The sequence below is a fragment of the Oribacterium sp. HCP3S3_B9 genome (genome assembly GCF_052064255.1).
Taxonomy (GTDB): domain Bacteria; phylum Bacillota; class Clostridia; order Lachnospirales; family Lachnospiraceae; genus Oribacterium.
The window spans coordinates 63,710-84,419 of the sequence record NZ_JBQHVY010000009.1; the positions used below are offsets into that span (position 1 = coordinate 63,710).

A 20,710-nucleotide genomic window follows, 5' to 3' on the forward strand; every position below is an offset into this window, starting at 1 on the left:
CATTTCCATGTAAATCGGTCATGATCGTATCGATCGCCGACAGATGGACATCGAAATGTGGTGGGGATCACCAACCACCATATATCTTTTTTAGGAGGAGAAAATTATGAGTACTACATCGGTTCCTGAGCTTTACGGAAGCCTTGTATTTAACGACAAGGTGATGCGCGAGCGACTGCCGAAGGACATCTACAAGGCAGTGCACAAGACCATCCAGAACGGATCCCATCTGGAGCTGGACGTGGCGAATACCGTCGCAGCGACGATGAAGGAGTGGGCGCTTGAGCTCGGCGCGACCCACTTCACACACTGGTTCCAGCCGATGACCGGCCTGACCGCAGAGAAGCATGACAGCTTCATCTCTCCGACCGAGAACGGCGGCGTGATCATGGAGTTCTCTGGCAAGGAGCTCGTCAAGGGCGAGCCGGATGCCTCCTCCTTCCCGAGCGGCGGCCTCCGCGCCACCTTCGAGGCCCGCGGCTATACCGCATGGGACCCGAGCTCCCCAGCCTTCATCAAGGACGGCACCCTCTACATCCCGACCGCATTCTGCTCGTACTCCGGCGAGTCCCTCGATAAGAAGACCCCGCTGCTTCGCTCCATGGAGACCCTGAGTGACTCTGCGACGAAGCTGCTCCACATCCTCGGCAAGGAGAAGGTCACCCGCGTCGATACCACCGTCGGCTCCGAGCAGGAGTACTTCCTGATCGATAAGGACCTCTACAACGAGCGTGAGGACCTCATGCTCACCGGCCGTACCCTGATCGGTGCTCCGGCACCGAAGGGACAGGAGATGGAGGATCACTACTTCGGCGTATTGAAGCCAAAGGTATCCGAGTTCATGCACGACCTCGACCAGGAGCTCTGGAAGCTCGGCGTTCCGGCGAAGACCAAGCACAACGAAGTGGCGCCGTCACAGCACGAGCTGGCACCTGTCTTTGAGACCGCCAACATTGCCGTCGACCACAACCAGCTCACGATGGAGATGATGAAGAAGGTCGCCGACAAGCATAATTATGCATGCCTCCTGCACGAGAAGCCTTTCGAGGGCATCAACGGCTCCGGTAAGCATAACAACTGGTCCATGATCACCTCCGAGGGTGAGAACCTGCTCGATCCGGGCAAGACGCCGGGGAAGAACGTTCAGTTTCTGCTCTTCCTCATGGGTATCGTCAGTGCAGTGGATGAGTATGCAGATCTGATGCGTGTATCCGTCGCAACCGCGGGCAATGATCACCGCCTGGGCGCAAATGAAGCACCTCCAGCCATCGTTTCCATCTACGTCGGCGACGAGCTCGAGAAGGTCCTCGAGTCCATCGAGAACGGCGAGGATTTCACCGCCTCGGATTCGAAGCAGCTCGAGACCGGTGCACACGTACTTCCACACTTCGTACAGGACAACACCGACCGTAACCGTACCTCACCGTTCGCCTTCACCGGCAACAAGTTCGAGTTCCGTATGCCGGGCTCCTCACTTTCCGTTGCAGACCCGAACATCGTACTGAACACCGCCGTCGCGGAGGCACTCGACCAGATCTGCGCGAAGCTCGAGCATGTCGATCCGAAGGACCTCGAGACAGAGGCGATGAAGCTCGTCAAGGAGCTCCTCAAGAAGCACAGACGCATCATCTTCAACGGCAACGGCTACACCGATGAGTGGGTAGCGGAGGCAGAGAAGAGAGGCCTCTACAACCTCAAGTCCCTCCCGGAGGCGATGCCGCAGATCAAGGCAAAGAAGAACAAGGAGCTCTTCGAAAAGCACCACGTCTTCACCGAGATCGAGATTGACTCCCGCTATGAGATCTACCTCGAGAACTACTCGAAGACCATCCGCATCGAGGCACTCACCATGCTCGAGATGGTCAAGAAGGACTTCACCGACGGCCTGATGGCATACGAGACCGCCCTCACCGACACCGCGATCCAGAAGAAGCAGGTACTCGCCGGCGCGAAGTGCACACTCGAGACCAGTATCCTCACGAAGCTTGACACCGCATCCGAAGCGATCGGCCTCGCCGTCGAGAAGCTCGAGAAGGACCTCGCCGAGACCCAGAAGATCACCGACAGCCTCGCCCTCGCAACCGCGTACCACGACACCATCCTCGCCGACATGGATGCCCTCCGTGCCCCGGTCGACGCAGCCGAAGAGATGATCCCGGAGACCTACCTCCCGTACCCGACTTACTCGAAGCTCCTGTTCTCACTTCGTTAATCAAGTTAATGGGGTCTGACCCCATTACGAAATTCTTACGACCGCGTCAGAAAAACTTAAGGGGGTCTGACCCCATTAAATTTTTCTAAAGAAATCTATCGGTAGAAGAAATCGGCGCATGGAGGTCGCAAGCTTGCGAATTCAAAGAACGGGTTCCTGCGCTGTGTACGCGACGAACGGTCAGAACTTGTTCTGACCAGGGCGTCACGAACACAGCACTGGGTTCCGTACTTTAAACTGAGTGGGCGCGACCTCCATGACCGATTTCTTCGTACCATGAATCCCCTCCCTGCCCGATTTCTTCGTACCAAAAATTAGTGGAGTATATATGAATACTTATCAAAATCAGAACACCTTTACTGTGCCAGAGCAGTACAGGGGACACAACACACTCTGGCGTCCCCAGTCCCTCGAGGACATGAATGAGCTCACCCAGGATGCCTGCGGTATCGGCAGCGTCGTGAACATCGACGGCCACCAGGATACGCGCGTCCTGGACGATGCACTGCACATCGTGGAAAAGCTCGAGCACCGCGCCGGTAAGGACGCGAGCGGTAAGGTCGGCGACGGCGTCGGCATCCTCCTGCAGATCAGCCACAGCTTCTTTAAGAAGACGGCACTCGCGCAGGGCATCCAGCTGCGTGACGAGCGCGACTACGGTGTCGGCATGTTTTTCTTCCCGGAGGATCAGCTGAAGCGGACCTTCGCGAAGCGCATGTTCGAGGTCATCACCGAGAAGAACGGACTCCGTTTCCTCGGCTGGCGTGAGGTACCGGTGCATCCGGAGATCCTCGGCCAGGTGGCGGTCGACTGCATGCCGCATATCCTGCAGTGCTTCATCGAGCGTCCGGAGGACGCGGAGAGAGGCATCGATTTTGATCGGCGTTTATATGTACTTCGCCGTGAGTTCGAGCAGTCCTCAGAGGATACCTATATCTGTTCTCTGAGCTCCCGAACCATCGTATATAAGGGCATGTTCCTGGTAAAGCAGCTCCGTGCCTTCTATGATGACCTGCGTGATCCGGATTACCGGACCGCCATCGCCATCGTGCACTCCCGTTTCTCGACGAACACCACGCCGAGCTGGGATCGTGCGCATCCGTACCGCATGATCGCCCATAACGGTGAGATCAATACCATCCGTGGAAACATTGACCGAATGCTGGCCCGTGAGGAGACCATGTCGAGCCCGCTGCTCGAGAAGGACGTGGAGAAGATCTTCCCGGTCGTGGAGCGCAGCGGATCGGATTCCGCGATGCTTGACAATACCCTCGAGTTCCTCTACATGAACGGCATCGACCTGCCGCTCGCGATGATGATGACCATCCCGGAGCCATGGAAGCACAACCGCTTCATGGACCAGAACAAGAAGGATTTCTATCATTATTACGCAACCATGATGGAGCCGTGGGATGGTCCGGCGGCGATCCTCTTCTCTGATGGTGATGTGGTCGGCGCGACCCTCGATCGTAACGGCCTCCGTCCGTCCAGATACTACATCACCGACGACAACCGACTGATCCTGTCCTCCGAGGTCGGCGTCCTCGACATCGACCCGAAGCACATCGTGCAGAAGTCCCGTCTTCAGCCGGGCCGTATGCTGCTCGTCGACACGAAGGCACAGCGCATCATCGCAGACGAGGAGTGCAAGGAGGCCTATGCGGCACGTGAGCCGTACGGTGAGTGGCTCGACCGGAACCTCCTCCACATCGAGGATCTGAAGATCCCGAACCGGAAGATCCCGACGCACACGCAGGAGATGCGTGACCGTCTCTATAAGGTCTTCGGCTACAGCTACGAGGACGTGAAGTCCGTGATCCTCCCGATGGCACAGAACGGCATCGAGCAGACCGCGTCGATGGGCCATGATGTTCCGCTCGCGGTGCTCAGCAAGCAGCATCAGCTCCTGTTCAACTACTTCAAGCAGCTCTTCGCCCAGGTTACCAACCCACCGATCGACTCCCTCCGCGAGAAGATCGTCACGGATACGACCGTGTACATCGGCTCCGATGGTAATCTGCTGCAGGATCAGGCGGACAACTGCCGCGTGCTCGAGGTGGAGAACCCGATCCTCACGGGCGTCGAGCTTATGAAGATCAAGGACCTCGACCAGCCGGGCTTCCGTACCGAGGTGATCTCGCTTCTCTACTACAAGAACACCTCGCTCGAGAAGGCCCTGGAGCAGCTCAATATCTCTGTGGATCGTGCATACCAGCGCGGCTACAACATCATCATCCTGAGCGATCGTGGGGTCGATGAGAACCATGTGCCGATTCCGTCCCTGCTGGCGGTGAGCTCCGTCGAGCAGCACCTCGTCCAGACGAAGAAGCGGACCGCCGTGTCCCTGATCCTCGAGTCGGGCGAGCCGCGCGATGTCCATCAGTTTGCGACCATCCTCGGCTTCGGTGCGCGTGCCATCAACCCGTACCTCGCCCATGAATGCATCGCCGAGATGATCGACATCGGCATCCTCGATAAGGATTACCATACCGCGATCGAGGACTATAACAAGGCCGTGCTGAACGGCATCGTAAAGATCGCCGCGAAGATGGGTATTTCGACGATCCAGTCCTACCAGTCCGCGAAGATCTTCGAGGCCATCGGCTTAAGTAAAGAGCTGGTGGAGAAGTACTTCACCGGTACCGTGTCGAGGGTCGGCGGCATTGGCATAAAGGACATCGCCGAGGGCGTCACCTCCAGGCATGACCACGCGTTCGATCCGATGGGGCTTAGCCTCGATACCGCGCTCGATTCCGTCGGCTTCCACCAGCTGCGCTCGGGTCGGGGCGCCGAGGATCACCTCTACGACCCGCAGACCATCATCACGCTTCAGCGTTCGGTTCGGAGCGAGGAAGGCGACTATAAGCTGTTTAAGGAGTACACCGCGCGGATCGACGACGAGCGCCGTCCGCATACGCTGCGCGGCCTCATGAAGTTCGCCGCGAAGAACGAGCCGGTGCCGATCGAGGAGGTCGAGCCGGTATCCTCCATCGTGAAGCGCTTCAAGACCGGTGCGATGTCCTACGGCTCGATTTCGCAGGAGGCGCACGAGGCGATGGCCATCGCGATGAACCGTCTCGGCGGCAAGTCGAATACCGGTGAGGGTGGTGAGCATCCGGACCGTTTCGGTACCGAGCGGAATTCTGCTATCAAGCAGGTTGCGTCCGGCCGTTTCGGTGTAACCAGTGCCTACCTCAACTCCGCCGTCGAGATCCAGATCAAGATGGCGCAGGGCGCGAAGCCGGGTGAGGGCGGCCACCTGCCGGGTAAGAAGGTCTATCCGTGGATTGCCAAGACCCGTTTCTCGACCCCGGGTGTGTCTCTCATTTCCCCGCCACCTCACCACGATATCTACAGCATCGAGGATCTGGCACAGCTGATCTATGACCTGAAGAACGCGAACCGCCGTGCCGCGATCGCCGTCAAGCTCGTTTCGGAGAACGGCGTCGGCACCATCGCGAGTGGTGTTGCGAAGGCCGGCGCACAGGTCATCCTCGTGTCCGGCTACGATGGAGGTACCGGTGCAGCACCGATGACCTCGATCCACCATGCGGGTCTCCCGTGGGAGCTCGGTATCACGGAGGCGCACCATGCGCTGATCGAGAACGGGCTTCGTAACCGTGTCAAGCTCGAGACCGATGGTAAGCTGATGACCGGTCGCGACGTCGTCATCGCCGCACTGCTCGGTGCGGAGGAGTATGGCTTCGCGACAACCGCGCTCGTCTGCCTCGGCTGCATGATGATGCGTGTCTGCAACAAGGATACCTGCCCGTTCGGTGTCGCTACCCAGAACGACGTTCTCCGCAAGCGCTTCACGGGCAAGCCGGAGTACGTCATGAACTTCATGCGCTTCATCGCACAGGAGATGCGCGAGTACATGGCGGAGCTCGGCTTCCGTACCGTGGACGAGATGATCGGTCGTACCGACTGTCTCACGGTCAATGCTTCGGCCGCGCATGTCACCTCGCGCTCGGCAGAGGTGGATCTCTCGCAGGTCCTGGATCCGCGCTATGCATCCCTTCCGGAGGAGGAGCGTCACTTTGACCCGAAGCGGGTCTATGATTTCCATCTCGAGAAGACCCTCGACGAGTCGGTGCTTCTCCGGAAGTTTGCCCCGGCCATCGCGAGCGGTCAGCACCACGAGGAGAAGGTCGAGGTTTCGAGCACGAACCGTACCTTCGGTACCATCCTCGGCTCCGAGATCACCGATCACTACGGCATGACGCCGGAGGGCGATACCCTGCCGGATGATACCTTCGTGGTCGAGGCATACGGTGGCGGCGGTCAGTCCTTCGGTGCGTTTATCCCGAAGGGCCTCACGATCCGTCTCCATGGTGATGCCAATGATGGCTTCGGTAAGGGCCTGAGCGGCGGTAAGCTCGTCGTGGCGCCACCGGAGGGAAGTCCGTTCCGCGCCAGTGAGAATATCATCGTCGGCAACGTCGCCCTCTATGGTGCGACGGCCGGCAAGTGCTATGTGAATGGTGTCGCCGGTGAGCGCTTCTGCGTTCGTAATTCCGGTGCGACGGCGGTTGCCGAGGGCTGTGGCGATCATGGTCTCGAGTACATGACCGGTGGACGTGCCGTCATCCTCGGACCGACCGGTAAGAACTTCGCCGCCGGTATGTCCGGTGGTATCGCCTACGTCCTCGATATGGATCACTCGCTCTATCTCAAGCTCAACAAGGACATGGTTTCCCTGCTGGAGGTTACTGAGAAGTATGACATCAAGGAGCTGAAGGACATCCTCACGGATTATGTGAAGGAGACGAAGTCGGAGCTCGGCACAGAGATCCTCCAGAACTTCGACATGTTCCTCCCGAGCTTCAAGAAAATCGTGCCGAACGACTACCAGAAGGTACTGATCGCGGTCAGCCACTTCGAAGAGCAGGGCATCTCCCATGAAAATGCGGAGCTGGAAGCTTTTAAGTCTTTATTCGCAGTGTAGGAGTTTGCATCAGGCAAACTCCGGAACAAGATCCAGCAGAGCTATGCTCTGCTCCCGAAGGGCTAAAGTCGGGCCTCGATAGCCCGACTTTAGGGCTAGTCCCGGGTTTGTAAAATATAAAGATAGAGGGAGTATTCATGGGTAAGGTTACAGGATTTCTCGATTATGCGAGAGAAGAGAATAAAGACGTTCCGGTAGAGGAGCGTATCAAAAATTTTAAAGAATTTCACATCCCCCTCACGGAGGAGGAGCGTCGGAAGCAGGGCGCGCGCTGCATGAACTGCGGTGTCCCGTTCTGCCAGTCCGGCATGAAGCTGGCGGGCATGTTCACGGGCTGTCCGCTCCACAATCTCTGCCCGGAGTGGAACGACGAGGTCTACAACGGCCACGTCGCCCATGCGCTTAGCCGTCTGCTGAAGACGAACAACTTCCCGGAGTTCACGGGACGTGTCTGCCCGGCGCTCTGCGAGAAGGCCTGTGTCGAGGGGCTCGATGACGCGCCGGTGACGACGCACGACAACGAGCTCTACATCATCGAGAAGGCCTTCCAGGAGGGCTATATGCAGCCGCGGATCCCGGAGGTCCGCTCTGGGAAGCGTGTCGCCGTCGTCGGTGCCGGTCCGGCCGGCCTCGCAGTGGCGGATCAGCTGAACCACCGTGGACACAGCGTCACCGTCTTTGAGCGCTCGGATGAAATCGGCGGGCTCCTCATGTACGGCATCCCGAACATGAAGCTCGACAAGTCCGTCATCCGTCGTCGCCGCGCCCTCATGGAAGCGGAAGGCGTCGTCTTCCGTACCGGTGTGGATGTCGGCCGCGAGACATTGACCGCGGCAGCGATCCTCCGGGACTACGACGCGGTCGTCCTGGCCTGTGGCGCGAAGCAGGCGCGCGGACTGAACGTGCCGTCCATCGAGCAGGCGCACGGTATCCACTACGCGGTCGACTACCTGACGAGTCAGACGAAGGCCCTCCACGAGCAGGGCGAGCATGCCTTCGGCATCATCAACGCGAAGGGGAAGCACGTCGTCATCGTCGGTGGCGGTGACACCGGAAACGACTGCTGCGGTACCGCGATCCGCCAGGGTGCGAAGTCGGTGACCCAGATCGAGATGATGCCGGAGCCACCGGTCGAGCGTGCAGCCTCGAATCCGTGGCCGGAGTGGCCGAAGGTCCTGAAGGTCGATTATGGCCAGCAGGAGGCCATTCGCGTCTTCGGGCATGATCCGCGCGTCTACGAGACGACGGTTAAGGCCATCGAGACGAAGAAGGACGGTAGCATCAAGGCCGTCATCACGTCAAAGGTAAAGTTCGAGAACCGTCAGATGGTGCTCGTCGAGGGCACGGAGCAGAAGCTTCCGTGTGACCTCCTCATCATCGCCGCCGGTTTCACCGGCTGCGAGAGCTACGTCGCCGACGCCTTCGGTGTCGCACTCACCGAGCGCCACGTCGTAAAGACGGAGGCAGAGCACTACCACACGGAAAGCACAGTGAAGCCGACGGCTGCTGCAAATGCCGCGAAGATCTTCACCGCAGGCGACATGCATCGCGGACAGTCCCTCGTCGTCTGGGCTATCGCCGAAGGCCGCGCCTGCGCAAGCGAAGTTGACGCGTACCTGATGGGCTACAGCTGCCTCGCGTAGGCAGCCGGAGCAGAGCGCCCGGGTTCATAATGGGGACCGAGTACTGGCGTTTGAAATAATCGGTAACAGTTCAGCCGGAGTGATGGTTCACTCCGGCTGATGTTTTAGAAATTTGTTGCTGCCGCGCGAGCATACGGCTTGATTTCCAGCAAATTATCGCGCGCGGCCCGGAAATTATCCATGATTTTTAAAATCGGCATTTAATAGATAGTATTCTGGGAAATTCGATATACGCATATAAGCGTACTATCTAATCATCTTCATTTTCAGAAATAGTAGATATGGATTTTGAACCGTATAAAAGAATTTCCTTTGGCACATATCCAATAATCCTTCTTTTTCAAATTGCTGGATACTTGAGGGCGGAGTCCTCTTAGGAAAAAAGGATTTACATATCCACTATTTTCAAAAGCAACTATGATTGGATAGTTTGCAGTCATCCGCGACTATTTCGAGCAAAAAACATATCCAGTAATTTCGAAATCACGCAAAATTAGATAAGAGCAGAGTAAAGTCCAACCAGGCGAAGATCTTTAGGAGCCGAGGGAACACTGCGGAACCGGAATACCGTAAAGTTCAACCAGGCGAAGATCTTTATCGAGCCGACTGAATACGCAAAGGCTAATATAAAAATTGTGTCTATAGCTCAGATTTCGTAATCACGATTCCAGAAATAACTGTTTACACGCGGCCTTTCCTGCGGAGCGCGAGATAGAAGGCGATGCAGATGAGGGCGCTGAGAAGGGAGCCGGCAGGGGCGGCGAGGCCCATCGCGTAGAGGGTGTCCGGGAACAGCTTCGTGGCGAGCCATGCGCCCGGGATGCGGACGAGGATCACCGAGCAGAGGTTATGGATGAAGCTGAGGATCGACAGGCCGGAGGCACTGAAGAAGCCGGAGAATGGGAAGTGAATGCCGGCGACCACGCAGTCGAGCACGTAGGTGCACATATACTGCACCGCGAGTGCCTGCACGACCGGATCCTTCGTGAACAGCGTGAAGAACGGCACGGAGATGAACTGGAACAGGATCGCGAAGAGGAGCCCGATGCCACTGGCGAGGCCGACGCCGTACCGGAGTGTCTGGCGCGCCCTCGCTGGATCGCCGGCACCGATCGACTGCGCCGCGATCGTCGACACGGTCGACAGCATGCTGGACGGCACCAGGAAGAGGAAGCTGATAGTTTTCTCGACGATCCCAACTGCCGCCGAGATGTCGACACCACGCCGGTTCGCGATCACGGTGATGATCAGAAACGAAATCTGGATGAAGCCGTCCTGGCAGGCGATCGGGAGGCCAATGCTGAGAATCTGGTGCAGCATCGCCGGGTCCCACCAGGCGCTGCGATCCGCGCAGGCGTGTTCGTTTGAAGACGTCGCTGCGCCTTCGGATGCATGGATCTGCGTTTCCACCCTGTTTTCTATGGCTGCTTCCACAGAAGTATTCCGGACGTCGGCGGTACCATGCTGCCGGCTGCCCGCGGTTGTCTTCCGGATGCCGACGAGCGCAAACGCCACCGACGCGGCCTGCGCCACGACCGTCGCGAGCGCTGCACCCGCTGCGCCCAGCTGCATTGGCCCCATGAAGAGGAGGTCGAGCAGGATGTTGAGGGCACAGGCCACGGCGATGAAGAGCATCGGACTGCGGCTGTCACCCATGCCGCGGAAAATCGAGCTCAGGATGTTGTACGCGACGATGAAGGGGATGCCGGCGAAGCAGATGCGGAGGTACGCGAGGGCCCCCGGGACGGCCTCGGGCGGTGTCGACAGCAGCTGGACGATCGGCTGCGTAAGTCCGAGCAGGGCACAGGTGGCCAGCACGGCGATCATCGCGAAGAGGGTGATCGTGTTCCCGATGGCGCGTCGGATGCCGTCCTCGTCCTCTGCACCGACGAAACGCCCGATCATGACGGTGGTGCCCATGGCGAGGCCGACGATCATGACGGTCACCATGTGCATGACCTGCGAACCGATCGAAACCGCCGAGATGACATCAGCGCCATTGAAGCGGCCCGCGATGAGTAGATCCGCGAGCCCGTAGAGCGTCTGCAGGAAGTAGCTGAGAAGGTATGGGAGTGAAAACAGGATCATATTATGGAAGAGATCGCCCTTCGCGAGATTATGTTGAGCCATGGTAAGTCCTCGATATAGGTAGTGTATGAATGCCTGCGTTTAATTCATTATTGTAGCGAATCGCAGAGGATTTGGAAACTAGTACACGTTTATGGCTGATATAAGCTGGAAAATTTCATTAGAATTCAGGCGGTGGGTCCCCGGAGGGGCGGCAACGGAGGCCATACATAGAGACCGTGTGAAATCAAGCCGGGTCCCCTTAGCGGCACTTGGTACTTTTTCCTTAGCACCCTCTGCAACGCTGAGTTTTCATAAAGAAAACTCAGTGATTGCAGAGGGCCTAGTGCCGCTTAGGGTCCCCGGCTTAGATTGAACCGGTCTCGGAGTACTGTGCCTCCGTTGCCGCCCCTCCGGGTCCCCTGCCTGAACTGTTACAAATTTCCGGGCCGCGCGCGTGTTTGTGAAGGAAATGTGAAATCTACAAATTGTTAGCACTCATCTCTTGACGTTGCTAACAGACCGTTCTATAATACGTTTTGTTGTTAGAAAAGAAGGCTGGACGCAGAGCGATCGGATGATCGATGGCTGGAAGATCGGGAGATCAGGCACTTGTGCTGGGAAAACAGCATGATTGCAGGATGAAGTGATCGGTCGACAGCGCATGCGTGCCGGGCTTCATATAAACAGCATCGCCGGGAGGCGAAAAGTCGAAGGGCTGAAAGCAGATATTAAGGAGGTCAATCAAATGAAGCTGGTTCCATTATTTGACAGAGTCGTACTTGAGAAGGAGAAGATGGAGGAGACCACTGCAAGCGGTATCGTTCTTCCAGGTCAGAATGATAAGGAGAAGCCGGGTCAGGCACTCGTTGTAGCGGTCGGTCCTGGTGGAGTGGTCGATGGTAAGGACATCACCATGCAGGTGAAGGTCGGCGATCACGTTCTTTTCTCGAAGTATGCGGGATCTGAGGTCGAGGTTGACGGACATAAGTATACAGTCGTAAAGCAGAACGATATTTTGGCAGTCATCGAGAAGTAACATCCGACGGGATGTCGCGTCGGGTCCACGCAGAAGTGGGCAGGACGTCAGACCGACATGAGGATGTAGAGAAGGAAGCATTGGACGAAGAACAGAGGATGCTTCGTAAATCAGGAGGATAAAGCTATGGCTAAGGAAATTAAGTATGGTGTCGAGGCTAGAAAGGCTCTCGAAGCTGGTGTGGATGCAGTTGCAAATACAGTAAAGGTAACCCTCGGACCGAAGGGCAGAAACGTAGTACTCGATAAGAGCTACGGTGCTCCGCTGATCACCAACGATGGTGTGTCCATCGCGAAGGACATCGAGCTGAAGGATCCGTATGAGAACATGGGCGCACAGCTCGTTCGTGAGGTTGCTTCGAAGACCAATGATGTCGCCGGTGATGGTACCACCACAGCGACCGTGCTTGCACAGGCGATCGTGAAGGAAGGTATGAAGAACCTTGAGGCGGGTGCAAACCCGATCATCCTTCGTAAGGGTATCCAGAAGGCCGTGGCAGCAGCTGTGGAGTCCATCAAGGCACAGTCTTCCAAGGTAAAGGGCAAGGATCAGATCGCAAAGGTTGCCGGCATCTCTGCTGGTGACGAGCAGGTCGGCCAGATGGTTGCCGATGCGATGGAGAAGGTTTCCAAGGATGGTGTCATCACCGTCGAGGAGTCCAAGACCATGCAGACCGAGCTGGACGTCGTCGAAGGTATGGAGTTCGACAGAGGCTACATCAGCGCTTACATGTGCTCCGATATGGATAAGATGGAGGCAAATCTCGATGATCCGTACATCCTGATCACCGATAAGAAGATCTCCAACATCCAGGATATCCTTCCGCTCCTCGAGCAGATCGTAAAGATGGGCGCAAAGCTCCTCATCATCGCAGAGGATGTCGAGGGTGAGGCACTCACAACCCTCATCGTCAACAAGCTGAGAGGTACCTTCAACGTCGTTGCGGTCAAGGCTCCGGGCTATGGTGACAGACGTAAGGAGATGCTTCAGGATATCGCGATCCTGACCGGCGGTCAGGTGATCTCCGCAGACCTCGGCCTCGAGCTCAAGGATGCAACCATCGAGCAGCTCGGCCGCGCAAAGAGCGTAAAGGTATCGAAGGAGAAGACCACCATCGTCGATGGTGAGGGCGAGAAGGCGGATATCGACAGCCGTGTCGCTGAGATCAAGAAGCAGATCGAGACCACAACTTCTGATTTCGACCGCGAGAAGCTCCAGGAGAGACTGGCAAAGCTCGCTGGTGGTGTCGCTGTCATCAAGGTCGGCGCAGCTACTGAGACCGAGATGAAGGAAGCAAAGCTTCGTATGGAGGATGCGCTGAACGCAACCCGTGCCGCAGTGGAAGAGGGCGTCATCGCAGGTGGCGGATCCGCTTACATTCACGCACAGGAGGCTGTGAAGAAGGTTGTTGAGTCACTCGAGGGTGATGAGAAGACCGGTGCAAGAATCGTTTACAAGGCACTGGAGGCTCCGCTGTTCACCATCGCTTCGAACGCAGGTCTCGAGGGCGCTGTTATCGTCAACAACGTACAGAACACAGAGGTCGGCCATGGCTTCGATGCACTCCACGAGGAGTATGTCGACATGCTCGAGGCCGGTATCCTGGATCCGGCGAAGGTAACCAGAACCGCTCTTCAGAACGCGGCTTCCGTCGCTTCTACACTGCTCACCACTGAGAGCGTAGTCGCAGATATCAAGGAGCCGGCACCTGCTATGCCAGCACAGCCACAGGGTGGAATGTACTAATTAAATAAAAAGCGTTATAATAAATCCGGGTCGCATCGCGGCCCGGATTTTTGAAACCAAGGAAAAAGGAGGATGACAGATGGATGATTATATCGAGCACATGACGAAGGGAAAGCAGCCGGCCTACTGGACGGTGCTGCTGGTGATCGCGGGCGCGCTGTCCGTACTGTCACTGCTGTTTGCGTTTTATAACGTGTTCGGCATCCTGCTCTTCATCGCGGTGAGCCTCGGCACCTACGTGGTCTGGCTCTTCTCGAAGGTGGAGTATGAGTATACCTATGTCGGCGGTGGCTTCACGATGGACCAGATCCTCAACAAGACGCGCCGTCGTCAGCTGGTTGATACGAATGCTTCCGAGCTGATCGTACTCGCTCCGCAGAACTCGGACGCGGTCCGTGCAGAGCTCCAGAACGCGAAGGTCATCGACTGTGCCGGCGACTGTCCGGCCGATCGGAAGTTCGGCTATGTATACAACCGTGCGGGGCAGAAGACCTGCATGTATATCGAAGTGACCGATGCACTGCTGCGCGAGGCGAGAAGATGTACACCGCAGAAGGTAAAACTGAACTGATTTTTGGATGAAAGACGGGTTGAAATTCAATCCGCCTTTTGTTATACTCGTTTAAATTTTATGAAAAGTCGCGATTTGAAAGGAGATTCTTCTATGGCCAAGATTATCGGTGATGGTATTACGTTTGATGACGTGCTGCTCGTTCCGCAGTACTCCGAGGTCGTTCCGAACGAAATCGACGTTTCCACCTATCTTACGAAGTCAATTCATCTCAACATTCCATTCATTTCTGCAGGTATGGATACCGTTACAGAGCATCAGATGGCGATCGCCATGGCGCGCTGCGGTGGTATCGGTATCATCCACAAGAATATGTCGATCGAGCAGCAGGCAGAGGAAGTCGACATGGTAAAGCGCTCGGAGAATGGTGTCATCACCGATCCGTTCTTCCTGACCGCAGATCATACCCTGAAGGATGCCAATGATCTCATGGCGAAGTTCCGCATCTCCGGCGTGCCGATCACCGAGGGCAAGAAGCTCATCGGTATCATCACGAACCGTGACCTCGTTTTCGAGGAGGACTACACGAAGAAGATCAGCGAGTGCATGACGAGAGAGCACCTCGTAACGGCGAAGGAGGGTACCACCCTCGAGGAAGCGAAGCAGATCCTCGCACGTGCAAAGGTTGAGAAGCTCCCGATCGTCGATGATGAGGGTAATCTGAAGGGTCTCATCACCATCAAGGATATCGAGAAGCAGATGAAGTATCCGAACGCGGCGAAGGATGCACAGGGCAGACTCCTCTGCGGTGCTGCACTCGGTATCACAGCCAATGTTGTCGAGCGTGCACAGGAGCTCATCAACGCACATGTAGACGTCGTCGTTCTCGACTCTGCACATGGCCATAGTGCAAACGTTCTGAAGTGCGTCAGCATGCTGAAGGAGAAGTTCCCGGATCTTCAGATCATCGCAGGTAATGTCGCGACCGGTGAGGCGACCGAGGCCCTCATCAAGGCCGGCGCCGACTGCGTAAAGATCGGTATCGGACCGGGCTCCATCTGTACGACCCGTGTCGTTGCCGGTATCGGTGTTCCACAGGTATCTGCGGTTATGAATTCGTTCGAGGTAGCCGACAAGTACGGCATCCCGATCATCGCCGATGGTGGTATCCAGTACTCCGGTGATGTCGTGAAGGCGATCGCTGCAGGTGGCAGCACCGTCATGATGGGTTCTGTATTCGCAGGCTGCGACGAGGCACCGGGTGAGTTCGAGCTTTACCAGGGCCGTAAGTACAAGGTATACCGTGGCATGGGATCGCTCGGTGCGATGAAGCAGAAGAACGGTTCTGCGGATCGTTACTTCCAGGCAAACGCGAAGAAGCTCGTACCAGAGGGTGTCGAGGGTCGTGTCGCATACAAGGGCCGTGTAGAGGATACCATCTTCCAGTTCGTCGGTGGTCTCCGTGCAGGTATGGGCTACTGTGGTGCGAAGGATATCACGACGCTGCAGCATAGCAGCCAGTTCGTGAAGATCTCCAGCGCTTCCCTGAAGGAGTCACATCCGCATGATATTCATATCACGAAGGAAGCACCGAACTACTCGGTAGAGAATAACGACTAAAAAACAGTTCGTATGACCGGAGTGCCGCCAACAGAAGCACAGTACTCCGGTAACAGACGAAACTGATTTATCAATTACCCGAAAGGTCAGGCTGCTATGGGCCTGACCTTTTTTTATTTCCGTGCTAAAATTATATCCATCTTATGGCACGAGGTCGCTGTATTGCGGTCGATGTCTACATTTGAATTCTATTTCTGAAAGAGTGTGTTATGATCGAAGGATTCCTGCGGGTGGCGGTGGCCACGCCGAAAATCAAAGTTGCTGATGTGCGTTTTAATACCGAGGCGGTGCTTCGTGAGATCGTGGAGGCGGATCGTCAGGGTGTTTCGCTGCTGGTGTTTCCGGAACTGGTGCTGACGGCGTATACCTGTGCGGATCTGTTTCACCAGACGATCCTGATCGAGCGGGCAGCGGCGGCGCTCGATGAGGTAGCAGAGGCGACACGTCGCACGCAGCTCGTGGCGGTGGTCGGTGTGCCGTATATGGTCGACCACAAGCTCTATAACTGTGCGGCGGTGCTGCACGCCGGCCGCATCCTCGCGCTGGTGCCGAAGAAGAACCTGCCGAACTACAGCGAGTTTTATGAGCGTCGCTGGTTCACACCGGGACAGACGCGTGTCGTGACGCTGACGCATCGCTCGGCGATGACGGGTGAGGAGTACGCGATTCCGTTTGGCATGAACATCCTCGTGGAGGCGATGGATCGTCCGGATTTCCGCCTTGCATGTGAGATCTGTGAGGACGTCTGGGTGCTGGATCCGCCATCGACCCGCCATGTGCTCGCCGGTGCGACCGTGATCGCGAACACCTCGGCCTCCGATGAGACCGTCGGCAAGGACAGCTACCGTCGGGAGCTGATCCGCTCGACCAGTGCGCGGCTTGTGTCCGTCTACTGTTATGCCAATGCTGGCGACGGGGAGTCTACCACGGACCTGGTCTTCGGTGGCCAGGATATCATCGCGGAGAACGGCTCCGTCGTGACGGAAGGAAAGCGCTTCAACACCGGTCTTTACATCGCAGATGTCGACCTCCAGCGCATCATGCAGGAGCGTGCCCGCATGACGACCTTCCCGGAGATCGATGATGCGCTCCGTGACGAGTACAGCATCGTGAAGTTCCGCTTCACGCCGGTAGCCGAGAAGACGGGCGAGGGCGTGGGTCCGGCGAAGGAAATCGCCGGGGGCGCGGCACAGACATCGGACGATGCGGAGAATACTTCGCCTGCAGCCGCACAGCCGCGCAAGAAGTCCTTCGAGGAGGTCTTCGCGGCGTACGTCGGTCAGCAGGCGCCGACCGCGGTGACAGCGACCGGCGCGTCAGCGCAGACGGGCGTCGGCGGGGCGTCCCGGGCGGCCACCGGTGTAGTGGCGGAGACATTGGCCGGACAGCTCGCGGCGGACGCAGCCGACCTCCGACGCTATGTCGACCCGAAGCCGTTCGTACCGAGCAGCGCGGCGGAGCGTCATGCCCGCTGTGATGAGATCTTCACGATCCAGGCGCTCGGTCTTAAGAAGCGACTCGAGCACACCGGCTGTCAGTCAGCCGTGGTCGGCATCTCCGGCGGCCTCGACTCGACCCTGGCGCTGCTCGTCATCGCGCGCGCCTTCGATATGCTGGGTCTGCCACGTGAGAATATCATTTCCGTGACCATGCCGGCCTTCGGTACCACGGATCGCACATACAATAACGCGGTGACGCTGACGCGTCTTCTGCACGCGACGCTGCGGGAGATCAACATCAAGACCGCGGTGCTGCAGCATTTTCAGGATATCGGGCACGATCCAGAGGATCACTCTGTGGTCTACGAGAATGCGCAGGCGCGTGAACGGACGCAGATCCTTATGGACATCGCGAATCAGTCGAACGGCATCGTCATCGGCACCGGCGACCTCAGTGAGCTCGCGCTCGGCTGGGCGACCTACAACGCCGATCATATGTCGATGTATGGCGTCAATGCCGGCGTCCCGAAGACGCTGGTGCGCTACCTCGTCAAGTTCGTCGCGGATACTTCGGAGGACGCGGACCTCGCCCGCTGTCTGAACGACATCTTCGATACGCCGGTGAGTCCGGAGCTGCTGCCGCCGACCGGCGACGGCCAGATCAGCCAGAAGACCGAGGACCTCGTCGGCCCGTATGAGCTTCACGACTTCTTCCTGTACCAGATCCTGCGCTACGGCTTCAGCCCGCGGAAGGTGTACGCGCTCGCGCTCCACGCCTTCTCGGCAGAGAATCAGGTGGGGATGCAGGCGAAGAACGACGTGGTGGCGAAGAGTGATGACGGAGTACAGCCTGTGGGTGAAGTGACGACAGCAGCGGCAGAGACATTGGCAGCGGGACAGGCGGAGGTCTATGACGCAGCGATGATCCTCAAGTGGCTTCGGAAGTTCTACTGGCGCTTCTTCTCACAGCAGTTCAAGCGCAGCTGCCTCCCGGACGGCCCGAAGGTCGGCTCCATCGCAGTCTCCCCGCGCGGTGATCTCCGTATGCCGAGCGACGCCGTCGTCCAGATCTGGATCGACGAGCTGAAGGAGCTGGACTGAAGCTACGATAAATAAACTAGTGACGATGGCCATCGTGCAGTCGGATGAAGATCCGGAAGCGCGGTGGCTTTTTTAATTGTCTGAAATAAGATATAACGCCAGGTTTGAGCTGTGATCCTTCAATTAGTTTAACGACCGACTTGAAAAATGTGGATAAACGAGCACTATTAATAATGCTAACGTTCGATTACTTTGAGTTTTAGGAGGCGCTGTGGAGCGAATTACATCCACTGGAAATAAACTGATCAGAGAGGTACGGGACCTCGAGAAAAAGGCGCGGGCGCGTCGCGAGAGCGGGCTCTTCATCGCGGAGGGCGAGCGGCTGTGCAGCGAGATTCCGGCGGCGTACATCGAGCGGATCTTCGTGGCAGACGATTATGACGGTCGCCTGCCGGAGGCTGCGGGCGATGGGGCGCAGCGGGCACTGAAAATCTTTCAGGTGCCGCGTGAGCTGATGGAGCACATGTCCGACACGAAAAACAGTCAGGGCATCCTCGCGGTGGTGCGACAGAAGAAGTACACGGAGCTTCCGGGCGACTTCTTCCTGATCCTCGATACGCTGCAGGATCCAGGCAACATGGGCACGATTTTCCGTACCGCGGAGGCGGCGGGGGTCGATGGCATCCTCATGAACCGCGACTGCGTGGATGTGTACTCGCCGAAGGTGGTGCGTGCGACGATGGGCGCGATGTTCCGTATGCCGTTTATGGTCAGCGATGACCTGCCGGCGGAGATTCAGCGCATGAAATCCGAGGGCGTGCAGGTCTACGCCGCGCATCTCCGGGGCACGAAGAACCACTGGGACTTCGACTATCGTCAGCCGACCGCGTTTATGATCGGCAACGAGGGTAACGGCCTCCAGGATGCAATCGCCGACCTGGCCGACACCTACCTCCGCATCCCGATGATGGGACACACGGAGTCGCTCAATGCAGGCGTCGCAGCGTCTGTGCTGATGTATGAAGTTTTACGTCAGCGAAGTTAACATGACACTAAGAAGAAAGGAAGAGGAATCAGATGATTGATTTAACTGGACGCGACTTTTTGAAATTACTTGACTATACACCGGAGGAAATCAATTATCTCCTCGATGTGGCTGCCCGTCTGAAGGCGGAGAAGAAGGCCGGTGCGCAGCCGGGACAGACCCTGCACAAGACGAGCTTTCCGGGTAAGAACATCGCCCTGATCTTCGAGAAGAACTCGACGAGAACGCGCTGCTCCTTCGAGGTGGCGGCGGCCGACCTCGGCATGGGCTCGACCTACCTCGGACCGACCGGTTCGCAGATCGGCAGCAAGGAGTCGATCGCGGATACCGCGCGCGTGCTGAGCCGTATGTACGACGGCATCGAGTACCGGGGCTTCGGCCAGGATCTCGTGGAGGAGCTCGCAAAGTACAGCGATGTGCCGGTCTGGAATGGACTGACGAACGAGTTCCATCCGACGCAGATGCTCGCCGACATGCTGACGATTCGTGAGCATCGTGGTGACCTGAAGGGCCAGAAGCTGGTGTATATGGGTGACGCCCGCTACAACATGGCGGATTCCTACATGGTCGTATGCGCGAAGCTCGGCATGCATTTCGTGGCCTGCGCACCGAAGGCGTACTGGCCGAACGCAGAGCTGATCGCGACCTGCCAGGCGGTGGCGGCAGAGACTGGAGCGACGCTCAGCTTCACGGAGAGCGTGCCGGAGGCCTGCCAGGATGCAGACGTGATCTGCACCGATGTATGGGTATCCATGGGCGAGCCGGACGAGGTCTGGGCGCAGCGCATTCACGACCTCAAGCCGTATCAGGTCAATGCGGACGCTTTCCGCTACGCGAAAGACGACGCCATCTTCCTGCACTGTCTGCCGGCCTTCCACGACACAAACACGAAGATCGGCAAGCAGATCTACGAGAAGTATGGTCTCACCGAGATGGAAGTGTCTGATGAAATCTTCGAAGGCCCGCACAGCGTCGTCTTCGACGAAGCAGAGAACCGCATGCACACCATCAAGGCAGTGGTGTATACGACTCTCGGCGGTAAATAACGTAGGAGTTTTATGGCAAGAATCAATGTAGCAGGGCGGCAGCCGTCCCGCATGCTCGACATGGTGCATATCATCATCGGCATCGTGATCGTGGTGATGGCGGTGATGGCGTTTATCGATCCGACCGAAAATATGGTACTGTTTCCGCTGATCTTTTTCGCGGCCGCGATCCTGAAGATCGTGAGCGGAGCAAATACGATCCTGAACGCGAAGCGGGCACATGAGCACACGAGCCCACAGGGCACGATCGAACTCGTCGTCGGCATCCTCATCGCCGTACTCGGCGTGGTGTCGGCCGTGAGCGTCTGGGTAGTGTAGGAGAGTGTAAGAGTTTGTATCAAACAAACTCTGGA

12 protein-coding genes are annotated in these 20,710 nt (G+C 57.4%); 11 read left to right on the forward strand and 1 reads right to left on the reverse strand.

Going from position 1 to position 20,710, the window contains the following annotated elements; all coding sequences use genetic code 11:
* Window positions 1-106 precede the first annotated feature (106 nt).
* The 3 genes from ACTNC3_RS06335 to ACTNC3_RS06345 all read left to right on the forward strand — a co-directional run bounded on the left by ACTNC3_RS06335 (window position 107) and on the right by ACTNC3_RS06345 (window position 8,803).
* Window positions 107-2,212, forward strand: a complete 2,106-nt coding sequence (locus ACTNC3_RS06335) for a glutamine synthetase III family protein (RefSeq protein ID WP_441226851.1) — start codon at window positions 107-109, stop codon at window positions 2,210-2,212.
* Between the two features lie 418 nt (window positions 2,213-2,630).
* Window positions 2,631-7,160 carry a glutamate synthase large subunit gene (gene gltB, locus ACTNC3_RS06340; RefSeq protein ID WP_441226860.1) on the forward strand — a complete coding sequence of 1,510 codons (4,530 nt, stop codon included), beginning with the start codon at window positions 2,631-2,633 and terminating at the stop codon, window positions 7,158-7,160.
* Between the two features lie 137 nt (window positions 7,161-7,297).
* Entirely contained in the window at window positions 7,298-8,803 is a 1,506-nt protein-coding gene (locus ACTNC3_RS06345; protein ID WP_441226852.1) for a glutamate synthase subunit beta, read from the forward strand.
* A gap of 681 nt (window positions 8,804-9,484) precedes the next feature.
* Here the strand turns inward: ACTNC3_RS06345 and ACTNC3_RS06350 are convergent.
* Window positions 9,485-10,933: an MATE family efflux transporter gene (locus ACTNC3_RS06350; RefSeq protein ID WP_441226853.1), complete on the reverse strand. Its 1,449-nt coding sequence runs from the start codon at window positions 10,931-10,933 to the stop codon at window positions 9,485-9,487.
* A 685-nt stretch (window positions 10,934-11,618) separates the two neighbouring features.
* Here ACTNC3_RS06350 and ACTNC3_RS06355 point away from each other — a divergent pair.
* The 8 genes from ACTNC3_RS06355 to ACTNC3_RS06390 all read left to right on the forward strand — a co-directional run bounded on the left by ACTNC3_RS06355 (window position 11,619) and on the right by ACTNC3_RS06390 (window position 20,675).
* Window positions 11,619-11,909 (forward strand): co-chaperone GroES, encoded by a 291-nt coding sequence (locus ACTNC3_RS06355; RefSeq protein ID WP_410043204.1) that lies wholly within the window; start codon window positions 11,619-11,621, stop codon window positions 11,907-11,909.
* Between the two features lie 126 nt (window positions 11,910-12,035).
* Window positions 12,036-13,655, forward strand: coding sequence for a chaperonin GroEL (gene groL / locus ACTNC3_RS06360; RefSeq protein ID WP_441226854.1), 1,620 nt, complete (start codon window positions 12,036-12,038; stop codon window positions 13,653-13,655).
* A gap of 79 nt (window positions 13,656-13,734) precedes the next feature.
* On the forward strand, window positions 13,735-14,226 hold the full coding sequence (locus tag ACTNC3_RS06365; protein WP_410043206.1) for a hypothetical protein: 492 nt from the start codon (window positions 13,735-13,737) through the stop codon (window positions 14,224-14,226).
* Window positions 14,227-14,319: 93 nt separating this feature from the next.
* Complete coding sequence (guaB, locus tag ACTNC3_RS06370; RefSeq protein ID WP_410043207.1) at window positions 14,320-15,786, forward strand: IMP dehydrogenase; 1,467 nt, start codon at window positions 14,320-14,322, stop codon at window positions 15,784-15,786.
* A 209-nt stretch (window positions 15,787-15,995) separates the two neighbouring features.
* Entirely contained in the window at window positions 15,996-18,326 is a 2,331-nt protein-coding gene (nadE, locus tag ACTNC3_RS06375) for an NAD(+) synthase (protein WP_441226855.1), read from the forward strand.
* Window positions 18,327-18,537: 211 nt separating this feature from the next.
* The gene (locus tag ACTNC3_RS06380; RefSeq protein WP_410043209.1) at window positions 18,538-19,311 is read left to right on the forward strand and encodes a TrmH family RNA methyltransferase; all 774 of its coding nucleotides are present in this window, start codon (window positions 18,538-18,540) and stop codon (window positions 19,309-19,311) included.
* A 35-nt stretch (window positions 19,312-19,346) separates the two neighbouring features.
* Window positions 19,347-20,357, forward strand: coding sequence for an ornithine carbamoyltransferase (gene argF, locus ACTNC3_RS06385; protein ID WP_410043278.1), 1,011 nt, complete (start codon window positions 19,347-19,349; stop codon window positions 20,355-20,357).
* 12 nt (window positions 20,358-20,369) lie between these two features.
* A complete protein-coding gene (locus tag ACTNC3_RS06390) occupies window positions 20,370-20,675 on the forward strand; it encodes a DUF6637 family protein (protein ID WP_441226856.1) in 306 nt (101 codons plus the stop codon).
* The last annotated feature ends 35 nt before the right edge of the window (window positions 20,676-20,710 follow it).